Genomic DNA, 18,033 nt, shown 5'->3' with positions numbered 1-18,033 from the left:
GTCGCCAGGCCGGGTTCGGTGACTGGCCGGGTGGCTGGATTACGTTTGCTGCGCCAAGGCCGCTACAGAATCCGCACCCAGTTGCCTTTGTAGAGGATCGGCCCCGTCGGCCCGTCCGGATTCGGCGAGCCTCCGCGCGGCTCCAGCGACACGGCAAGCAGCGCCACATCGTCGCCGATCGCGGTACGGCTCAAACCGAGTTCGATCACGCCGCGGTCGGACAGCACGCCGATCGAACGCGGATTGCCTTGCTTCGGCACGGCCCACAGCTGGAGGCTGCGATCGGCGGCGACTGGGGCGGGCTCGACCAGACGCACGGTCAGGATCTCGCGGCGTGCGTCGCCCGTCAGCAGCAGCGCGGTGCGGGCCTTGTCGTCCTGGAGCGTGGCGAGATAATCGACCTGTGGACGGTCCAGCAGCGACGAACTGATCACGCCCACCAGAAGCAGTGCGCAGCCCATCGAGGCCAGTCCAAGCGTGCGCCAGAAGACCAGCGATTCGCTGCGCCAGAATTGCCAGGTGGCGTGACGGCGCTGCAATCCGAGCCGTCGTTCGATGGACAGCCAGACCCGCTCGGGAGCAAGTTGCGGGGGCGAGAACTCGGCCATCGGCGCCAGGCGTTCTTCCCATTCGTTCACCAGGCGGCGCAACGCCGGGTCCTCGCGCAGATGGGTCTCGAAGCGCCGCCGCGCGCCTCCCTTGAGCGTACCCAGCACGTATTCGGCGGCCAGTTTGTCGGACAGGACGGGATGGTCGCGCAGCTTCATGGCCGTTCGCCTTTCGCCATGCAGGTCTTGAGACGTTCGAGGCTGCGCCGGATCCAGGTCTTGACGGTGCCGATGGGTATGGCCATCTGCTGCGCCACCTCGCTGTGCGACAGGTCATGGAAGAATGCCAGCCCCACGACTTGCCGGTGGGCGCCCCCGAGCGTCGACATGCAATGGGCCAGCGCCTTGGCTTCGCGGCTGATGAGCAAGGCATCGACAGGCGTTGCTTGCGGATCGTGCAGTGCGGCCATGACGCACTCGTCGAACACCGGGCCATCGATGCCGGCGTCGTGCGCATGTCTGCGCAGCAGGTTGAGCGCCTTGTTGCGCACGATGGTGGTCATCCACGTCATGGGTGCGGCCAGCTGTGCCTGATAACTGGCCGCGCCATGCCAGATCGCGACAAATCCATCCTGCACGGCTTCCTCTGCCAACTCCCGTTTACCCAATATGCGCAACGCGTAGCCAAACAGTCTTGGCGATGTGGCGTCGTAGAGCAGGCGGAAAGCCCGCCCATCTTGCCGCGCCGCTGCCTGTAGCCAGCCCCTCAGCTGTTCGGGATCGATCGGGTTGGAGTCTGGCACCTGGCACCTTGAAGTTAGCGCATTGGACGGAGAGCTGCTCGTTTCGACAATATCACGCGATATCGCCCAGCACGCGCACGCGAGAGACCATGCGCGTCCTCAAATAGTTGAAACCGAACGCAGCCTTCGCGAGTACAAGCTGTATGCGTTGTGTCGCCGGTTTCAAGCAGATTTCCTGATTGAAATTTTCGAGCACGCGCTGGCCCGGTTTCTTGACGTTATTCCAACAGGAGAACTACCATGACAGACACGAATGTGACCTTGGCACTACTCGAATCACGCAAGCAAAAGCTCGAACAACGGCGTTCCTTCTTCAAGAATGTCGGCGGCATCAGCGTCGGCATGGTGGGCGGTACTTTCCTGAGCGCCTGCGGCGGCTCGGTCAAGGACGCCATCGCGCAGGCTGCGACGCCGACCGATGTCGACATCCTCAATTTCGCGCTCAATCTCGAGTATCTGGAAGCGCAGTTCTATTCTTATGCGGCGCTTGGCATCGGCCTTCCGGCCAATCTGCTGAACGGTGCCGGGACGCAAGGCGCGGTGACCGGTGGCCGCCAGGTCCAGTTCAAGGATCCGCTGGTGGCCCAGTATGCGAAGGAAATCGCGCAGGACGAGATCGCCCACGTCGCCTTCCTGCGCGGCGCGCTTGGCGCTGCGGCGGTGGCCCAGCCGGCGCTGGACATTGGCGGCACCGATCCGAATGGCGCATTCTCGAGCGCGGCCCGGGCCGCCGGTCTGGTTGGCCCGGGCGTCGCCTTCGACCCGTATGCCAGCGACGAAAACTTCCTGCTCGGCGCCTTCATCTTCGAAGACGTCGGCGTGACCGCCTACAAGGGCGCGTCGCCACTCATCCAGAACAAGACCTTCCTCGAGGCGGCGGCCGGCATCCTGGCGGCCGAAGCCTATCATGCGGGCCTGGTCCGCACGGTGCTGTACTCGAAGGGATTGAGCACGCCATCGCTGCGCACTGCGGCCGGCGCGATCTCGGATGCGCGCGACAGCCTCGACGGGACGAGCGATGTGGACCAGGGAATCGTCCACGCTTCGGACGCGACGGTGTCGAACATCGTACCGCTGGATAAGGACGGCATCGCCTTCAGCCGCACGCCAGGCGATGTGCTCAATATCGTTTACCTGACCAGGGAGTCGGTGACCATGGGCGGGTTCTTCCCGCGCGGGGCGAATGGGGTGTTGAATATGAGCTCCGCATATTCCTGAGCCGCGATCGAACGACGTGCCCCGCCGGTCCGGGGGCAGGTCGTGATAGATATTCAAATATATATCGCAACGCTCAAAAAATTGATTGGATCAGTATCTCACTTTGTCCTAGGATTGCAGAACAACAATACCGGAGACAAAGTGATGAGCCTCACCCGCAGGAATTTCCTGGGCGTCGCAGTTGCCGCGCCTGTGGCCGCAACCGTTGTGCCGCTGAACGCGGCCTTCGCCGCCAAGCCCCTCACCATTGGCTTCTCGCAAGTCGGCGCCGAAAGCGAATGGCGCACCGCCAACACCGCCTCGATCAAGGACGCCGCCAACAAGGCCGGCATCAACCTCAAGTTCGCCGACGCCCAGCAGCGCCAGGAAAACCAGGTCAAGGCGATCCGCTCCTTCATCGCGCAGCGCGTCGACGTCATCGCCTTCTCCCCGGTCGTGGAATCCGGCTGGGATACCGTGCTGCGCGAAGCCAGGCGCGCCAATATCCCCGTCATCCTGACCGACCGCGGCGTCAAGGTCAGCGACGAGTCGCTGTACGTCACCTTCCTCGGTTCCGATTTCGTGGAAGAGGGCCGCCGCGCCGCGCGCTGGCTGGTCGAACACGCGAAGAAGCACCCGACCCGCGCCTATAACATCGTCGAGCTGCAGGGCACCGTGGGTTCGGCGCCGGCTATCGACCGCAAGGCCGGCTTCGCGGAAGTCATGAAAACCGAGCCGCGCCTGAAGATCATCCGCTCCCAGACCGGCGACTTCACCCGCGCCAAGGGCAAGGAGGTGATGGAAGCCTTCCTCAAGTCCGAGGGCAAGAACATCACCGTGCTGTACGCGCACAACGACGACATGGCGATCGGCGCCATCCAGGCGATCGAGGAAGCCGGCCTCAAGCCGGGCAAGGACATCCTGGTCGTGTCGATCGACGGCGTGCGCGGTGCGTTCGAGGCCATGTTGCAGGGCAAGCTGAACGTGACCGTCGAATGCAATCCGCTGCTCGGCCCGCAGCTGATGGAAGCGGCCAGGGCGGTCAAGGCCGGCAAGCCGGTCTTGAAGCGCGTCGTGGTGCAAGAAGGTGTCTTCCCGGCCGAAGTCGCAGCCAAGGAATTCCCGAACCGTAAATATTGAGGCGGCCATGCCCGCCTCGACCACGGCGCTGCCGGTGCTCGACGTCACCGGCATCCACAAACAGTTCCCGGGCGTGAAAGCGCTGTCGGATGCGGGCCTGCGCCTGTATCCGGGCGAAGTCCATACCTTGATGGGCCAGAACGGGGCCGGCAAGTCCACCCTGATCAAGGTGCTGACGGGCGTCTACCAGCCGGAACGCGGCAGCATCGTGCTCGATGGCGAGCGGATCGAACCGCGTTCGACCCAGCACGCCCAGGAACTCGGCATCAGCACGGTCTACCAGGAAGTGAACCTGTGCCCGAACCTGTCGGTCGCCGAGAACATCTTCATCGGCCGCTATCCGCGCCGCTTCGGCATGATCGACTGGCGCCGCATGCGTCGCCTGTCGCAGGAGCTCCTGACTCGCCTGCAGGTGAACGTCGACGTCGGCCGGCCGCTGGCCAGCTATCCTCTGGCGATCCAGCAGATGGTGGCCATCGCCCGTGCGCTGAACATCTCGGCCAATGTGCTGATCCTCGACGAACCCACGTCCAGCCTCGACGAGGCCGAGGTGCAGCTGCTGTTCTCGGTGTTGAGCAACCTGCGCGAGCAGGGCATGGCGATCCTGTTCGTCACCCACTTCCTCGAACAGACCTACGCGATTTCGGACCGCATCACGGTGATGCGCAATGGCGAGCGCGAAGGCGAATACCTGTGCAGCGAGCTGTCGCGCCTGGCCCTGGTGAACAAGATGATCGGGGTGGCCGCCGACACCCAGGAACAGCCGCAGACCGGCATCGAAGAAGGCCACCAGGCCGGCCCGGCCCTCCTGCAAGCAAGAGAACTCGCGCGCCGTGGCGTGCTGGCGCCGCTCGACCTGAGCATCAGGCAGGGCGAGTTGCTGGGCCTTGCCGGCCTGCTGGGTTCCGGCCGCACCGAGACCGCGCGCCTGCTGTTCGGCGCCGACCGGGCGGACGATGGCGCGATCGAGATCGGCGGCCGTGCGACCATCTTCGCTACTCCGCGCGACGCGATCCGCGAGGGCATCGGCTTCTGCTCCGAAGACCGCAAGCACGAGGGCGCGATCCTGGACCTGTCGGTACGCGAAAACCTGATCCTGGCGCTGCAGGCGCGCCAGGGATTGCTGCGTGCGATTCCGCTGCGGCGCCAGCAGGAGCTGGCGGATCACTACGTCAGGCAACTGGGGATCAAGACGGCGTCCATCGAAACGCCGATCGGCACGCTCTCGGGCGGCAACCAGCAAAAAGTGCTGCTGGCGCGCTGGCTGGCCACCGAACCGAAGCTGATGATCCTCGACGAACCCACCCGCGGCATCGACGTGCGCGCAAAGCAGGAAATCATGGATTACGTCACCACGCTGTGCCGCAAGGGCATGGCCATCCTGTTCATCTCGTCCGAACTGCCCGAGGTGCTGCGCGTGTCCGACCGCATCGTCGTCATGCGCGACCGCAAGGCCTGCGGCGAGTACCGCCGCGGCGAGCTGGACGACAGCTCGGTGCTGCACGTGATCGCAGGGGAGGGCTGTCAATGATCGTCAAGGAGCAAGCACCCGTGGCGCAGGCCACGCCGGCTGCGAAACCAATCGCTCCCATGCCCGCCTCGCTGCTCGCCCGCGCGACAGGGCATCACCTGTTCCGCCCCCTGGCCGCGCTGGCCGCGCTGCTGCTGATCGATTTTCTTCTCATCCCCGGCTTTTTCCGCCTGGAGATCAAGGACGGCCACCTGTACGGCTCCCTGGTCGACATCGTCAATCGCGCCGCTCCCTTGACGCTGGCGGCGATCGGCATGACCCTGGTGATCGCCACGCGCGGCATCGACATCTCGGTCGGCGCCGTGGTGGCGCTGTCCGGCACCGTGGCGTCGATGCTGATTGGCGGGACGATGGTGGTCCAGGACGGCGTGCCGGTCTACGTGGCCGAGACGCCGATGCTGCTGGCGATGGCCGCCGCCCTCGGCGCCGCGCTGCTGTGCGGCCTGTGGAACGGCCTGCTCGTCGCCGGCCTGGGCCTGCAGCCCATCGTCGCGACCCTGATCCTGATGGTGGCGGGGCGCGGCCTGGCCCAGCTGCTGACCGACGGCCAGATCGTCACCGTCTATTATCAACCGTTCTTTTTCCTCGGCAGCGGCTATTTGTTCGGGTTGCCGTTCGCGCTGTTCGTGGTGGTGGCGGTGTTCGGCGTCACCGCGCTGCTGCTGCGCCATACCGCGCTCGGGTTGTTCATCCAGGCGGTCGGCATCAATCCGGTCGCCGCACGCCTGGCCGGCATCCGCACTGCGGCCCTGATCGTGTTCGTCTACGTGTTCGCCGCCGCCTGCGCCGGCATGGCGGGCCTATTGATCAGCTCCAACGTCAAGAGCGCGGACGCCAACAACGCCGGCCTGATGCTGGAACTCGACGCCATCCTGGCCGTGACCCTGGGCGGCACCTCGCTCGCCGGCGGCAAGTTCAGCCTGGCCGGTTCCATCATCGGTGCGCTGATCATCCAGACGCTCACCTACACCATCTATTCGCTGGGCGTGCCGCCCGAGGTCAATATGGTCGTCAAGTCGGTCGTCGTATTTTTGGTCTGTATCTCGCAGTCGGACGGGTTCAGGCGCCTGTGGAAGCGGAGGGCGGCATGAACGCGGTCGTCGCGCAGGCACGCAAGCTGTCGAGCGCGCCTTCCTTTACCTCGCTGGTCACGGTGGTCCTGCTGGCCGCGATGCTGCTGGTCGGCGGCGCCCTGTACGAAGGTTTTCTGTCGCTTCAGGTGATGCTCAACCTCCTGATCGACAACGCCTTCCTGCTGGTGATCGCGATCGGCATGGGGTTCGTGATCCTGTCGGGCGGGATCGACCTGTCGGTCGGCGCCGTGCTGGCGCTGTCGACGATGATCGCGGCCTGGCTGCTGCAGGTGGCGCATTGGCCGCCGCTGGCGGTGATTGCCACCGTGCTGGCGCTGGGTTTCGTGTTCGGCGGCGGCATGGGCGCCGTCATCCATTATTTCCGCCTGCAGCCTTTCATCGTCACCCTGGCCGGGATGTTCCTGGCGCGCGGCCTGTGCTACCTGATCAGCATCGAGTCGATCACGATCGAGGATCCGCTGTTCGTGGCGATGTCGCAGACGCAAATCCCGTTCTTCGGCGGCTTTCTTTCTCCCGGCGCACTGATCGCGCTCGCCATGCTGACCTTCGCGGTCTTGCTAGCCCACTACAGCGGCTTCGGACGCGCCGTGTATGCGGTCGGCGGCAACGAGCAGTCGGCCGCGATGATGGGCCTGTCGGTCGGCCGCACCAAGATCCTGGTGTATGCCTTCAGCGGCTTCTGCGCCTCGCTGGCGGGCCTGTTGTTCGCCTTCTACATGTTGTCCGGCTACGGCCTGCATGCGCAGGGCACGGAGCTCGATGCGATCGCCGCCGTGGTCATCGGCGGCACCTTGCTCACCGGCGGCTATGGCTACATCCTCGGCGCGCTGTCCGGCGTGCTGGTGCTGGGCACGATCCAGACCCTGATCGCCTTCGACGGCACGCTCAGCTCATGGTGGACCAGGATCGTGATCGGCGGCCTGCTGTTCGTGTTCTGTGTGGTGCAGCGGGTGATGGCGTTCAGATCACCGTGAGACGCCGGGCTGATATGATTTCTCGATGGATACGACAAACCCCAACTGGTTCCTGAAAGCGCGCCTCAAGACGCGCCAGCTGCTGCTCCTGATCGCCCTGGACGATTACCGCAACATCCACCGCGCGGCCGAGGAGCTGCACATGACGCAGCCGGCGGCGTCCAAGCAGGTCAAGGACCTGGAAGAGATGCTCGACGTGCGCCTGTTCGAGCGCCTGCCGCGCGGGATGGAGCCGACCATCTACGGCGAGACCATGATCCGCCACGCGCGCATGGCGCTCACCAGCCTGGCGCTGGCGCACGACGACATCGTCGCGCTCAAGGCCGGGCAGGCGGGGCAGGTCGAGGTGGGCGTGATCATGGCGCCGGCGATGGCGCTGCTGCCGCGCGCGATCGCGCGCATCAAGGAGCAGGCGCCGCTGCTGCGCATCGGCGTGCAGCTCGAATCCAGCAACCTCCTGCTCGACAAGCTCAAGCACGGCACCCTCGATTTCATGATCGGCCGCATCCTGGACAAGGAGGATTCGACGGGCCTGATCTACGAGGAGCTGAGCGAGGAGCCGGCCTGCGCCGTCGTCCGGCCCGGCCATCCGCTGCTGGAGCGGCGCGGACTGACCCTCGAGGACATCGCCGCCCGGCCGTGGATCCTGCCGTCGCCGGGCAGCATCCTGCGCCACCGCTTCGACATGATGTTCCGGCGCGCCGGCCTGGCGCCGCCGGTCAATGTGGTGGACACGACGGCGATCCTGCTGGTGACGGCGCTGCTGCAGCAGACCGACGCTCTGCACGTGATGCCGCAAGAGGTGGCGCAGTACTACGCCTCGCTGAACGTGATGCGCATCCTGCCGATCGAGCTGCCATGCAAGATGGATGCTTTCGGCATCATCCGCCAGCAAGACCACCTGCTGTCGCCGGGCGCCGACCTGCTCTTGACCGCCGTGCGGGCCGCCGCCGCCGAGATCTATTAGCACATTGCTGTAGTACCGTTGCAACCATCAAACGTCGCTGATGTGTAACGGGCGCAGCCCGTTCTGTTTGCTCGCTATAATCGCGTCAATAAAAAAATGTTGGCGGCGGGGCAATAAGAACGCGATGGGAAACGTTCCAGTGTATCAAGCCCAGCCAGCTTCGCGAGAACCACTCTGGGTTAATCCTGATGAGCAATCTGAGCAGTTTCCCGCCGGCGGCCGTCGGCGGTTTGGCGCTGGGAGAGCCGCACACGTGGCCTGAGGGCTTGCGCGCCATTGGCGACCTGATCCAGGCCTCGCGCTTCCCGATGTTCCTGGCCATTGGCGACGACCTGCGCCTGTTCTACAACGAGGCCTATTCCGACCTGCTCGGCGACAAGCACCCGGCAGCGCGTGGCGCGCCATACGCCAGCGTGCGCCCCGAGCTGTGGGAGCGCATGCGTCCCTATTTCGAACTCGCGCTGGCCGGCGAAGCGACCCAGCTCCAGCACGCCCTGATGGAATTCGAGCGCAACGGCAAGCGCGAGCGGCGTTTCTTTTCCGTCTCGCTGTCCCCGGCGCGCCATGCAGGGCAGGTGGCCGGCGTCTATTGCGTGCTCACCGAAACCACGTCGGACGTGCTGTCCCAGCACCGCCACGCTTTTCACCAGAAGCTGGGCGAAACCCTCGACGGCCTGGACGACGCTGTCCACATCATGAAGGCCACCAGCGCCATGACCGGGCAGACCCTCGGCGTGGCGCGCGTCGGCTATGGTGAAATCGATTCCGCCGGCCGCACCGTCAGCATCGACCGCGACTGGACCGAGGGCCGCATGGCCAGCCTGGCCGGCATGTCGCACCCCCTGGATGAATTCGGATCCGCGATCGCCGACATGCTGCGCCAGGGCCGCACCGTGCGCATCGACGACGTCGGGGCCGATCCCCGCTCGGCGCCATGCGTCGCGGCCTATGCCGGCATCGACGCGCGCGCGGTGGTGATCGTGCCGATCATCGAGGAGGCGCGCCTGTCGGCCGTGTTCTACCTGCACGAGCCGTTCGCGCGCCACTGGACCGAGCAAGAGACGGCGATGGCCGAGGACGTGGCGCGCCATACGCGCGAGGTGGTGCGTCGCTCGCGTCTCGAGGAAACGCTGCGCGCTGCGGCGCTCGAGCGTGACGCGCTGCTGCAAAGCGAGCGCGCGGCGCGGGTGCAGGCCGAGCGTCTCAGCCACGCCAAGGACGAATTCCTGGCCATGCTGGCGCACGAGCTGCGCAACCCCCTGGCGCCGATCAGCAGCTCGGCCAGCCTGCTGAGCATGCAGTTCGCCACCGAGCCGCGCATCTGCCAGACCAGTTCCATCATCAGCCGCCAGGTCAAGCACATGAGCCGCCTGATCGACGACCTGCTGGACGTCTCGCGCGTGACGCGCGGCCTGGTCAAGCTCAAGCTGGCGACGATCGATTTCCGCGAGGTGGTGACCGGGGCGCTCGACCAGACCCGCCCGCTGGTGCTGGAAAAATCGCACCAGGTGCGGGTGGAGCTGCCCGACGCGCCGGTCTGGGTGCGCGGCGACCATACGCGCCTGGTGCAGAGCGTGGCCAATATCGTCAACAACGCCGCCAAGTACACGCCGAAAGGCGGCCAGCTCACGCTCGCGCTCGAGGCGGTCGATGGCCGCATGGCCTTGCGCGTGCGCGACAACGGCTCCGGCATGCCGCCCGACCTGGTGCCGAGCGTGTTCGACCTGTTCACCCAGGGCGCGCGCACGCTGGCGCGCTCGCAGGGCGGGCTCGGACTGGGCCTGACCCTGGTCAAGCGCCTGGTCGACATGCACGAAGGCGAGGTGGCGGCGCACAGCGAAGGCGTCGGCTTCGGCAGCACCTTCACGCTGACCTTGCCGTGCGTGGCGGGCGCCTGCGACGGCAGTGAAGCAGGACCGGGCGACCCTGAGGACGCGCGCGCCGTCCTGCAGCGCAAGCTGCGGGTGCTGATCGTGGACGACAACAGCGACGCCGCCGACAGCCTGTCCACCTTGCTGCAGGTGCAGGGCCACGCCACCTCGGTCGAATACGACGCCCAATCGGCCCTGCGCCGCGCGCGCGCCGAGCGGCCCGACGTGATGCTGATCGATATCGGCCTGCCCGACGTCGATGGCTACCAGCTGGCCCAGGAACTGCGCTCCCTGCCCGAAACGGCGGCCACGGTGCCGGTCGCCGTGACCGGCTACGGGCAGGCCAAGGACCGCGAACGGGCGCTGCAGGCAGGCTTCGCCCACCACCTGGTCAAGCCGGTCGACATGACGGCGCTGGCGCGCATCCTCGAGTCCAGCGCGGCGCTTGCGGCGGTGGCGGAGGCGGCATCGGCTCCCAGGCCGGCGTCGGCGTCCGAATCCGAAGAGACGATGGCGCCAGCCTGAATTTCCCGGGATATTGCCCGTGACCACGGCTAGCGGCGGCGGGAGTATCATCATGCTTTCCTCCATGAAAGGATGAGCATGTCCGAATTCGTCATCACCGCACCGGCCACCCCTTCGGTGGCCGTCAGCGGCTCGAGCAGCCGTTTCCCGGTGCGCCGCGTGTTCTGCGTCGGCCGCAACTACGCCTCGCACGCGCGCGAGATGGGGAGCGACCCGAACCGCGAACCGCCGTTCTTCTTCACCAAGCCGGCCGACGCCGTGGTGCCGGCCAGCGGCGCGGTGCCGTATCCGCCGTCGACCGACGACCTGCACCACGAGATCGAACTGGTGGTGGCGCTGGGCGCAGGCGGCGCCAACGTCGACCCGGCCAGCGCGCTCGACCTGGTGTGGGGCTATGGCGTGGGCCTGGACCTGACCCGGCGCGACCTGCAGGCGGTGGCCAAGGACACCGGCCGCCCATGGGACATGGCCAAGGGCTTCGACGCCTCGGCCCCAATCAGCGCCCTGCATCCGGTGAGCGAAGTGGGCCACCCGGCTGAAGGCCGCATCTGGCTGGAAGTGAACGGCGCCCTGCGCCAGGAAGGCAACCTCAATGAACTGATCTGGCCGATCGCCGACGTGATCGCCTACCTGTCGCGCTTCGTGACCCTGGCGCCGGGCGACCTGATTTATTCGGGCACGCCGTCGGGCGTGGCGGCGCTCGAGCCGGGCGACCGCGTGCGCGGCGGCGTCGACGGCGTCGATACCTTCGAGCTCGAGATCCGCTGACCGTCGATCAAGCCCGCCATCTGCGCCTGCAAGGCCTGGCGCGCCGCGTCGAGCCGGGCGCCGTTGGTCTTGCCCGATAGCGCAGCAAGGTCCTTGCGGCCCAGGAAGTAGGCGACCCGCTCGGCGTTCGCGCCGGAAGGGTGGGGCAGCCCGTGCAGGATGCGGCTCGCAGGCAGCACGCCTTGCGCCGCCAGCCAGTCCAGGCCCTCGCTGACGCTGGCCCCCATCGGGATGTACAGGGCGTCGGGCAGCATGGCTGCTTCATGCGCGAAGTAGCGCAGCGTTTCTTCGCGCAGGAAGGCGTGGCGCCGCATGGCGGGCGTGCCGCTGTAGTTCTTGCCGTCGACGAAGACCGGATGGCGCAGGATGGCGCCGATGTGCACCAGGCCGGCATCCGGGCCGAACAGGGTGGCGCAACTGGCGATGCCGAGCCAGCGCTGCACGCCGATCGCATCGAGCAGGGCCACGAAGTTGGGCCGGATCGCGCCGCTGAAGGCGCCGGCCTGGCGCGCCGCCACCAGCACCTCGTCGGTTGAAGCGCCCGCGGCCATCCCGCGCTGCGCTTCGCGCATCGCATTCTTCCATTGCACGAAGCCGGGCGAGATCCCGACCACCACCACGCGCGCCGCGCGGTTCACCGATTCGAACGGGATGTAGTAGCTGCGGTAGCGCCCCTCATTTGCCAATAGCAAATTATGCGGGATGTCGGCCGGTGCGGCGATGCCGGCCAGATCCAGCGCGCGGATCGCATCCGCATAACGGTCGAAAAGAATGTCCATGGAGCAGGGAGGAAAGGGTCGACAAGCTCGACATTCTGCCAGCGTTTTGAGACGCATCGATTCACCCGAAGTTTGATACGCTAGTGACATCGACGCACATTGCGCCAGATCCAAAAGGAGAAGGGCCATGACCCAAGTCGCATTGATCACCGTGCATGGCATGGGGGAAACGCTGCCCGCGTATGCGGACGGCCTGATGGCGCAGCTGCGCAGCCGCCTGGGCGGGCTGGCGCCCCAGGTGACGATGCGCTCGGTTTACTATCAAGGCATCCTGCACGAGAACCAGCGCCAGGTCTGGGAGCGCACCGCCGCCGGCGGCAAGGTGCGCTACGACGCCTTGCGCAAGTTCGTGCTGTACGGCCTGGGCGACGCCGCCGGCCTGGAAACCCGCAAGGAGAACCCCGGCTCGGTCTATGAGCTGGCCCAGGGCGAGATCGCGGGCGCGCTGCTGTCGTGCCATGCGGTCCGTCCGGACATGCCGGTGGTGTTCGTCGCCCAGTCGCTGGGCGGGCAGGTGCTGTCGAGCTATCTGTACGACGCCCAGAAGGCGGCCGCCGGGTGGCCGGTGGGCGCCGGCATCTGGCGCGATATCGACGCCTGGGCCTCCGGCGCGCTGGGCCGGCCATTGACCGCGAGCGAGCGCGTGTTCCTGGGTGGCGGCACTTGCGCCGGCCTGGTCACCACCGGCTGCAATATTCCGATCTTCGTCGCCGCGCACAAGGAGATGGACATCATCCCGATCGCGCCGCCGACCTCGCTGTTCAAGTGGATCAATTTCTACGATCCGGACGACGTGCTGGGCTGGCCGCTGCAGCCCCTGTCGCAGGGCTACCGCACGCTGGTCGAGGACCGCGCGATCAATGCCGGCGGCGGCATTGCCGGCCTGCTGGCGCGCAGCTGGAATCCGCTGTCGCACGAGAACTATTGGGAAGATTCCTCGGCGCTGGACGCGATCGCCGCCATGCTGCGCCGGCTGGCGGCCTGATTTTTCGGCAGGCCGCCGGCGGGCCTTACATCGCCAGCGCCGGGGACGTGCGCCGCGCCAGGCGCGGCTGGGAAGCCGCATCCCCATTGCCCAGCCTGAAGCCGGCCGCCACCTCCGCCAGGCGCGCCGCCTGTTCCTGCATGCTGGCCGCGGCAGCGGCGGCCTGTTCCACCAGCGCCGCGTTCTGCTGCGTCACCTGGTCCATCTGCGTGATCGCCTCGTTCACCTGGTGGATGCCGGTGCGCTGTTCCTGGGTGGCCGAGGTGATCTCGGACATCATGTCGGTCACGCGCGCCACGCTGGTGACGACGTCGTTCATGGTGGTGCCGGCCTGCTGCACCAGGGCGGTGCCGGCATTCACCTGGGTCATCGAGTCGCCGATCAGGCCCTTGATTTCCTTGGCCGCGCTGGCCGAGCGCTGCGCCAGGTTGCGCACCTCGCTCGCCACCACGGCGAAGCCGCGGCCCTGTTCGCCGGCGCGCGCCGCTTCCACCGCCGCGTTCAGGGCCAGGATATTGGTCTGGAAGGCGATGCCGTCGATGACGCCGATGATGTCGACGATCTTGCGCGCCGAGGCGTCGATCGAACCCATCGTGTCGACCACCTGGCCGACGATGGCGCCGCCGCGCGCCGCCACTTCGGATGCCGCCTGGGCCAGGCCATTGGCCTGCACCGCATTGTCGGCGTTCTGGCGCACGGTGGCCGTCAGTTCTTCCATCGAGGCGGCCGTCTCTTCGAGCGAGCTGGCCTGCTGTTCGGTGCGGCCGGACAGGTCGAGGTTGCCGGCCGCGATCTCGCCCGATGCGGTGGAAATGGCGGTGGTGCCTTGCTGGACCTCGGCCACGACCCGGGCCAGGGCGCCGTTCATGGTTTCCAGTGCCCGCATCAGGTCGCCCACTTCGTCTTTCGGGTAGGTGGCGAAGGTATTGCCGAGGTTGCCCGCCGCGACCGTTTGCGCGACCGTCAGCGCCGAACCCAGGGGTTTCGTGATGCTGCGCGTGATCATGACCGCAGCGACCGAACCCAACGCGGCCGCCAGTACGGCCAGCAGGACGACCAGGCGCGTGCTGCGCTGATTCGCCGCTTCGATGGCAAGCGCGGTCTGGTCGATCGCCTTGCGCTGGAGTTGTAGCAGACTCTGCACCTTGGCGCCATAGGCCGCGGCCGCCGGAGCGAAAGCCTGTTCGTAAGCGCGTTCGGCTGCTTCCGCATCGCCCGCAGTGCGCGCATTCATCACCAGTTCCTTGGCGTTCTGGTAGGTCTTGCGCAGCGCGAGGATCTCGCTCAGCGTCTGCTTTTCTTGCGGCGAATCGAGCAGCGCCTCGACCTTCTTGAGGATGGCGGTGGTGTCGGTGACGCTGTCCTTGATCGGCTTGGCGAAGACGGTCGACAGCGTGCTGTCGGTGCTGCGTGCGATCAGCGACGTGCGGGCGATGGCCGAGTAGGTCAGCACGTACCAGTCCGAGACGAGGCGTTCCTTGGTCAACGGTTTCTGCATCATCTCGTGGGTCGCTTCGGCGCTGCTGCGCGTCGTATAGAGCGCGAAGGCGGTGCCGGCGAGGGAAAGGATGAGGATCGTGGCGAACGCGAGTGTCAGGCGCGAGCCGATGCGTAGATTGGTAAACACGATGTCAGTAATCCCGAGAAACGGAAAATTCCGCTTAGCAAGTATTAACGCTTTAAGCCTGAAATGAAATGCCTAAAATGACAGGTGTTGTAAAGACGCACGCCCAGCCCGCCATCCCTCATCTGGCGCGCGCGAGCGCGAACAGGGGCGGATATCGCCCGCCACCGTGCCGCGCGCATTCTGGATCGCAGGCTGGCGGTAGCGCTCGAGCGCCGCCCTGCGCTGTGCGTCGAGCAGGCCGAGCTGGTCGAGCACGGCATACACCGCCGGATGCAGCGCGCGGCTGTTGCCGTCCGCAATCTTGATCGCGATGCCGATCCCGGCCGAGCGCACGCCGATCGCCTGCACCGCGTCGGCGCCGATCTTGGCCACCCAGTCGCCGCCGCCCGCCGTCATCCAGTGCAGGTCGGTGCGCGCCTGGCCCGAGACCATGTCGGGCCGCGCCGTCATGGCCTCACCCAGGATGCCCATCGCCCCGCCCAGCTGCGGGTCGTTGCTGCCATGCGCCAGGCGCGCATACAGGTGCGCCAGCGACGACAGCGGCAGCGCATAGTTCGGCGCCGAGCAGCCGTCGATCCCGGACGGCATGGCCTCCGCAGGCAGCCCCACGGTGTCGGCCAGCGCGGCGCGAATCGCCTGCTGCAGCGGGTGGGCGCGCTCGACGTAGCCGGCGGTCGGCACATCGTGCAGGCGGCACCAGGCCAGGAAGCCGCTGTGCTTGCCGGAACAGTTGTGGTGCAGCTGCGTCCATTGCGCATCGGGCGGCGGCTTCGTTCCGGTGAACTCGTAGTGCAGCGGCTGCGCGCAGCCGCATTCGAGGTGGCCGGGGGCGAGGCCGATCTTGTCCAGGATCGCGCGCACGCCCTCGAGGTGGATGTCCTCGCCCGAATGGCTGGCGCACAGCAGCGCCACCTCGGCCTGCGTGAGGCTGAAGCGCGCCGGGCCGTCGGACAGGATGAAGGGAAGGGCCTGGAACGGCTTCAGGGCGGAGCGGGTGAAGGTCGGATAGTCCGGATCGCCCGCCGACCACAACAGCCGGCCGCGGGTGTCGACCACGGCGATGGAACCCCAATGGACGTTCTCGGTCACGTTGCCGGAGTCGGGGTAGCCGCGCGTGGTCGCGACGAGAGGAATCGCTTGCATGGGTTGGGTCTGGTTGGTTGTCGATGGCCCTAATGTACGGCATCCGTACGCAATGCGGACACACGCTTGACGGGGCGCCACGGCGGCCCCGCCGAGCCTCGACATGCACCGGTGGCCGGGGTCGGAAAAAAGCCGGAAAACACGCATGCAGACGGGGTGCAGACGTGTGCGAACGACACGCGTATGCACCTCCCGTTCGCTTCGCGTTTTCGGCATTTCGTCGCGCGTTTCAGCGCTTCATCCCACTGCCGCTTGAGCGCGCGCGCAGTCTGGCTAGACTGGGTTCATCGCCAGACAAAACGCAGCCCTGGCGACGACGACACACGTGGACCACGCGGCCTCTTCACGAGCGATCGAACGCTTGCCGCACGGGTTCTTCTCTCGCATCCGACCTGAAAGGAAAAGACATCATGCGCATCAAGCACATCGCCCTGTTCGCCATCACCGCCGCCACCGCCACCCTGTCGCTGTCCAGCCTCGCCGCCCCGCAGGGCGCGGGCAAGGAAGTGGTGGAAGTGCGCAGCTCCCATCAACAGGTGCGCATGCCGCCGTTCGCGTACGACCGCGTGCAGGGCGAATATGCGCTCGAGGATGGCCGCGTGCTGGAGGTCAAAGGCAAGGTCGAGGACGGCAAGCGCGCGCTGTACGCCGACCTGGGCGATGGCCCGGTCGAACTCATCCACGTCGGCAAGAAGCGCTTCGTCGCAGTGGGCAAGGACCTGAACATGCGCTTCGAGGGCGAGCGCGCGGCGCATACCGTCTACGTGCGCGAAGCCGGCAACCGCGCGTTGGCGGCGACCCAGCGCTGATCCGGATGCCCACCCGACCTGACAGGAGGAGCACCATGCGCATCCAGCATATCGTGTTGTGTGCAGCGGCGGCCCTGGCGGCGCTGCCCGCGCTCGCGGCGCCGGCCGCATCCGCCGACGGCGGCGGCGCCGAGGCGGTCCAGGCGAAGAAGGCCTACCTCGATCCATTGATGAACAAGCGCATGCAGGGCGTCTACCGGCTCGACGATGGCCGCACCCTGCGCGTGAGCGAACGGAGCCGCAAGCTGTATGCGGATGTCGGCGCCGGGCCGGTCGAGATCGTCCACATCGGCGGTGACCGCTTCGAAGCGGTGGGCAGCGAATTGAGCCTGGACTTCGAAGGCGGCCCTTTCCCCCACGCCGTGGTGCTCAGGAGCGGACCCGAACGCCGGGTGGCCTCAAGCCTGCGTTGAACCGAAGCGCCCGGCCTGGTAGTCGGCGATCGCCTGCACGATCTCTTCGCGGGTGGTCATGACGAAGGGGCCGTGCGCCACCACCGGTTCGCGGAGCGGTTCGGCGTGGCCGAACAGCAGCAGCGTATCGGCTTCGGCCCGGATATGCACGGTGTCGCCGTTCTCATCCAGTTCCACCAGTTGGCAAGCGTCGACGGGATCGCCGTGGTTGCCCACGCCGATGCGTCCACGCACCACGTACAGCAGCACATTGCGCCCATGCAGGCCGGACGCCCTGAATTGTCCTCCGGCCTGCATCGCGACCGTGCTCATGAACACGCCGGTCAGCGACCGCACCGGCCCCGTGCTGGTCTCCCACTTGCCGGCGATCAGGTTCATGGTCACCTTGCCGCCATCGAGCGCCAGGGCCGGGATCTGCCCGCGTTGCAGTCCCGTGTATGCGGGCGCGCTCATCTTCAGGCGCGACGGCAGGTTCACCCACAGCTGAAGGATCTCGAGCGGGCCGCCGTGTTCCATGAATTCGCGCGGCGATACCTCGGCGTGCACGATGCCACTGCCGGCCGTCATCCACTGGATGCCGCCCGCGTGGATCACGCTTTCGTGGCCGGCGCTGTCGCGGTGCGCCAGCATGCCGTCGACGATGAAGGTGACCGTCTCGAAGCCGCGGTGTGGATGCGGTCCGAACGGCAGGCCGCGGTTGTGCGGTCCGTAGACCTGCGGGCCGTGGTGGTTCAGGAACAGGAAAGGATCGATCTGCTCGAGCTGGTGCGAGGGCACGGGGCGCTGCGTCAGCAGGTCGCCGATGTCGTCGCGCAGGGCAGGGTGCAGGCGGCGGATGGTCTTGTCAGTCATGGCGCGT

General features: G+C 66.8%; 17 protein-coding genes. 11 read left to right on the top strand and 6 right to left on the bottom strand.

What is annotated here, in order from left to right; genetic code table 11:
- Positions 1-62: 62 nt before the first annotated feature.
- Both DIR46_RS06820 and DIR46_RS06815 read right to left on the bottom strand, forming a co-directional pair.
- The gene (locus tag DIR46_RS06820; RefSeq protein WP_109344561.1) at positions 63-767 is read right to left on the bottom strand and encodes an anti-sigma factor; all 705 of its coding nucleotides are present in this window, start codon (positions 765-767) and stop codon (positions 63-65) included.
- On the bottom strand, positions 764-1,351 hold the full coding sequence (locus tag DIR46_RS06815; RefSeq protein WP_109344560.1) for an RNA polymerase sigma factor: 588 nt from the start codon (positions 1,349-1,351) through the stop codon (positions 764-766). Before DIR46_RS06815 ends, DIR46_RS06820 begins: the two co-directional genes overlap by 4 nt.
- A gap of 240 nt (positions 1,352-1,591) precedes the next feature.
- On the opposite strand from DIR46_RS06815, the gene DIR46_RS06810 reads away from it, so the two are divergent.
- The 8 genes from DIR46_RS06810 to DIR46_RS06775 all read left to right on the top strand — a co-directional run bounded on the left by DIR46_RS06810 (position 1,592) and on the right by DIR46_RS06775 (position 11,418).
- On the top strand, positions 1,592-2,569 hold the full coding sequence (locus DIR46_RS06810; protein WP_109344559.1) for a ferritin-like domain-containing protein: 978 nt from the start codon (positions 1,592-1,594) through the stop codon (positions 2,567-2,569).
- A 144-nt stretch (positions 2,570-2,713) separates the two neighbouring features.
- Positions 2,714-3,688: an ABC transporter substrate-binding protein gene (locus DIR46_RS06805; RefSeq protein WP_109347933.1), complete on the top strand. Its 975-nt coding sequence runs from the start codon at positions 2,714-2,716 to the stop codon at positions 3,686-3,688.
- Positions 3,689-3,695: 7 nt separating this feature from the next.
- The gene (locus DIR46_RS06800; RefSeq protein ID WP_109344558.1) at positions 3,696-5,219 is read left to right on the top strand and encodes a sugar ABC transporter ATP-binding protein; all 1,524 of its coding nucleotides are present in this window, start codon (positions 3,696-3,698) and stop codon (positions 5,217-5,219) included.
- A gap of 59 nt (positions 5,220-5,278) precedes the next feature.
- Entirely contained in the window at positions 5,279-6,310 is a 1,032-nt protein-coding gene (locus tag DIR46_RS06795) for an ABC transporter permease (RefSeq protein ID WP_229446611.1), read from the top strand.
- Positions 6,307-7,287, top strand: a complete 981-nt coding sequence (gene yjfF / locus DIR46_RS06790) for a galactofuranose ABC transporter, permease protein YjfF (protein ID WP_109347932.1) — start codon at positions 6,307-6,309, stop codon at positions 7,285-7,287. The genes DIR46_RS06795 and yjfF overlap by 4 nt, the downstream gene beginning before the upstream one ends.
- 25 nt (positions 7,288-7,312) lie before the next feature.
- Complete coding sequence (locus tag DIR46_RS06785; protein WP_109344556.1) at positions 7,313-8,254, top strand: LysR family transcriptional regulator; 942 nt, start codon at positions 7,313-7,315, stop codon at positions 8,252-8,254.
- 188 nt (positions 8,255-8,442) lie between these two features.
- Positions 8,443-10,650 (top strand): hybrid sensor histidine kinase/response regulator, encoded by a 2,208-nt coding sequence (locus DIR46_RS06780; RefSeq protein WP_109344555.1) that lies wholly within the window; start codon positions 8,443-8,445, stop codon positions 10,648-10,650.
- 78 nt (positions 10,651-10,728) lie between these two features.
- Complete coding sequence (locus tag DIR46_RS06775) at positions 10,729-11,418, top strand: fumarylacetoacetate hydrolase family protein (protein WP_109347931.1); 690 nt, start codon at positions 10,729-10,731, stop codon at positions 11,416-11,418.
- Here the strand turns inward: DIR46_RS06775 and DIR46_RS06770 are convergent.
- On the bottom strand, positions 11,319-12,197 hold the full coding sequence (locus DIR46_RS06770; RefSeq protein WP_109344554.1) for a hypothetical protein: 879 nt from the start codon (positions 12,195-12,197) through the stop codon (positions 11,319-11,321). The two genes, DIR46_RS06775 and DIR46_RS06770, sit on opposite strands and share 100 nt — an antisense overlap.
- 127 nt (positions 12,198-12,324) lie before the next feature.
- On the opposite strand from DIR46_RS06770, the gene DIR46_RS06765 reads away from it, so the two are divergent.
- A complete protein-coding gene (locus DIR46_RS06765; RefSeq protein WP_109344553.1) occupies positions 12,325-13,182 on the top strand; it encodes a hypothetical protein in 858 nt (285 codons plus the stop codon).
- 25 nt (positions 13,183-13,207) lie between these two features.
- Here the strand turns inward: DIR46_RS06765 and DIR46_RS06760 are convergent, their stop codons facing one another.
- The gene (locus DIR46_RS06760) at positions 13,208-14,809 is read right to left on the bottom strand and encodes a methyl-accepting chemotaxis protein (RefSeq protein ID WP_282433179.1); all 1,602 of its coding nucleotides are present in this window, start codon (positions 14,807-14,809) and stop codon (positions 13,208-13,210) included.
- Between the two features lie 72 nt (positions 14,810-14,881).
- Positions 14,882-15,952 carry an asparaginase gene (locus tag DIR46_RS06755; RefSeq protein WP_109344551.1) on the bottom strand — a complete coding sequence of 357 codons (1,071 nt, stop codon included), beginning with the start codon at positions 15,950-15,952 and terminating at the stop codon, positions 14,882-14,884.
- 410 nt (positions 15,953-16,362) lie between these two features.
- Between DIR46_RS06755 and DIR46_RS06750 the strand changes: the two genes are divergently transcribed.
- Both DIR46_RS06750 and DIR46_RS06745 read left to right on the top strand, forming a co-directional pair.
- Complete coding sequence (locus tag DIR46_RS06750) at positions 16,363-16,761, top strand: hypothetical protein (protein WP_109344550.1); 399 nt, start codon at positions 16,363-16,365, stop codon at positions 16,759-16,761.
- A 35-nt stretch (positions 16,762-16,796) separates the two neighbouring features.
- Complete coding sequence (locus DIR46_RS06745) at positions 16,797-17,174, top strand: hypothetical protein (protein WP_109344549.1); 378 nt, start codon at positions 16,797-16,799, stop codon at positions 17,172-17,174.
- On the opposite strand, the gene DIR46_RS06740 is transcribed toward DIR46_RS06745, so the two are convergent.
- Positions 17,160-18,026 (bottom strand): pirin family protein, encoded by an 867-nt coding sequence (locus DIR46_RS06740; RefSeq protein WP_109344548.1) that lies wholly within the window; start codon positions 18,024-18,026, stop codon positions 17,160-17,162. The genes DIR46_RS06745 and DIR46_RS06740 overlap by 15 nt on opposite strands.
- Positions 18,027-18,033: the final 7 nt, after the last annotated feature.

The organism is Massilia oculi, assembly GCF_003143515.1.
In the GTDB taxonomy this organism is placed as follows: Bacteria; Pseudomonadota; Gammaproteobacteria; order Burkholderiales; family Burkholderiaceae_D; genus Telluria; species Telluria oculi.
This window is presented reverse-complemented; position numbering and strand designations above follow the sequence as displayed.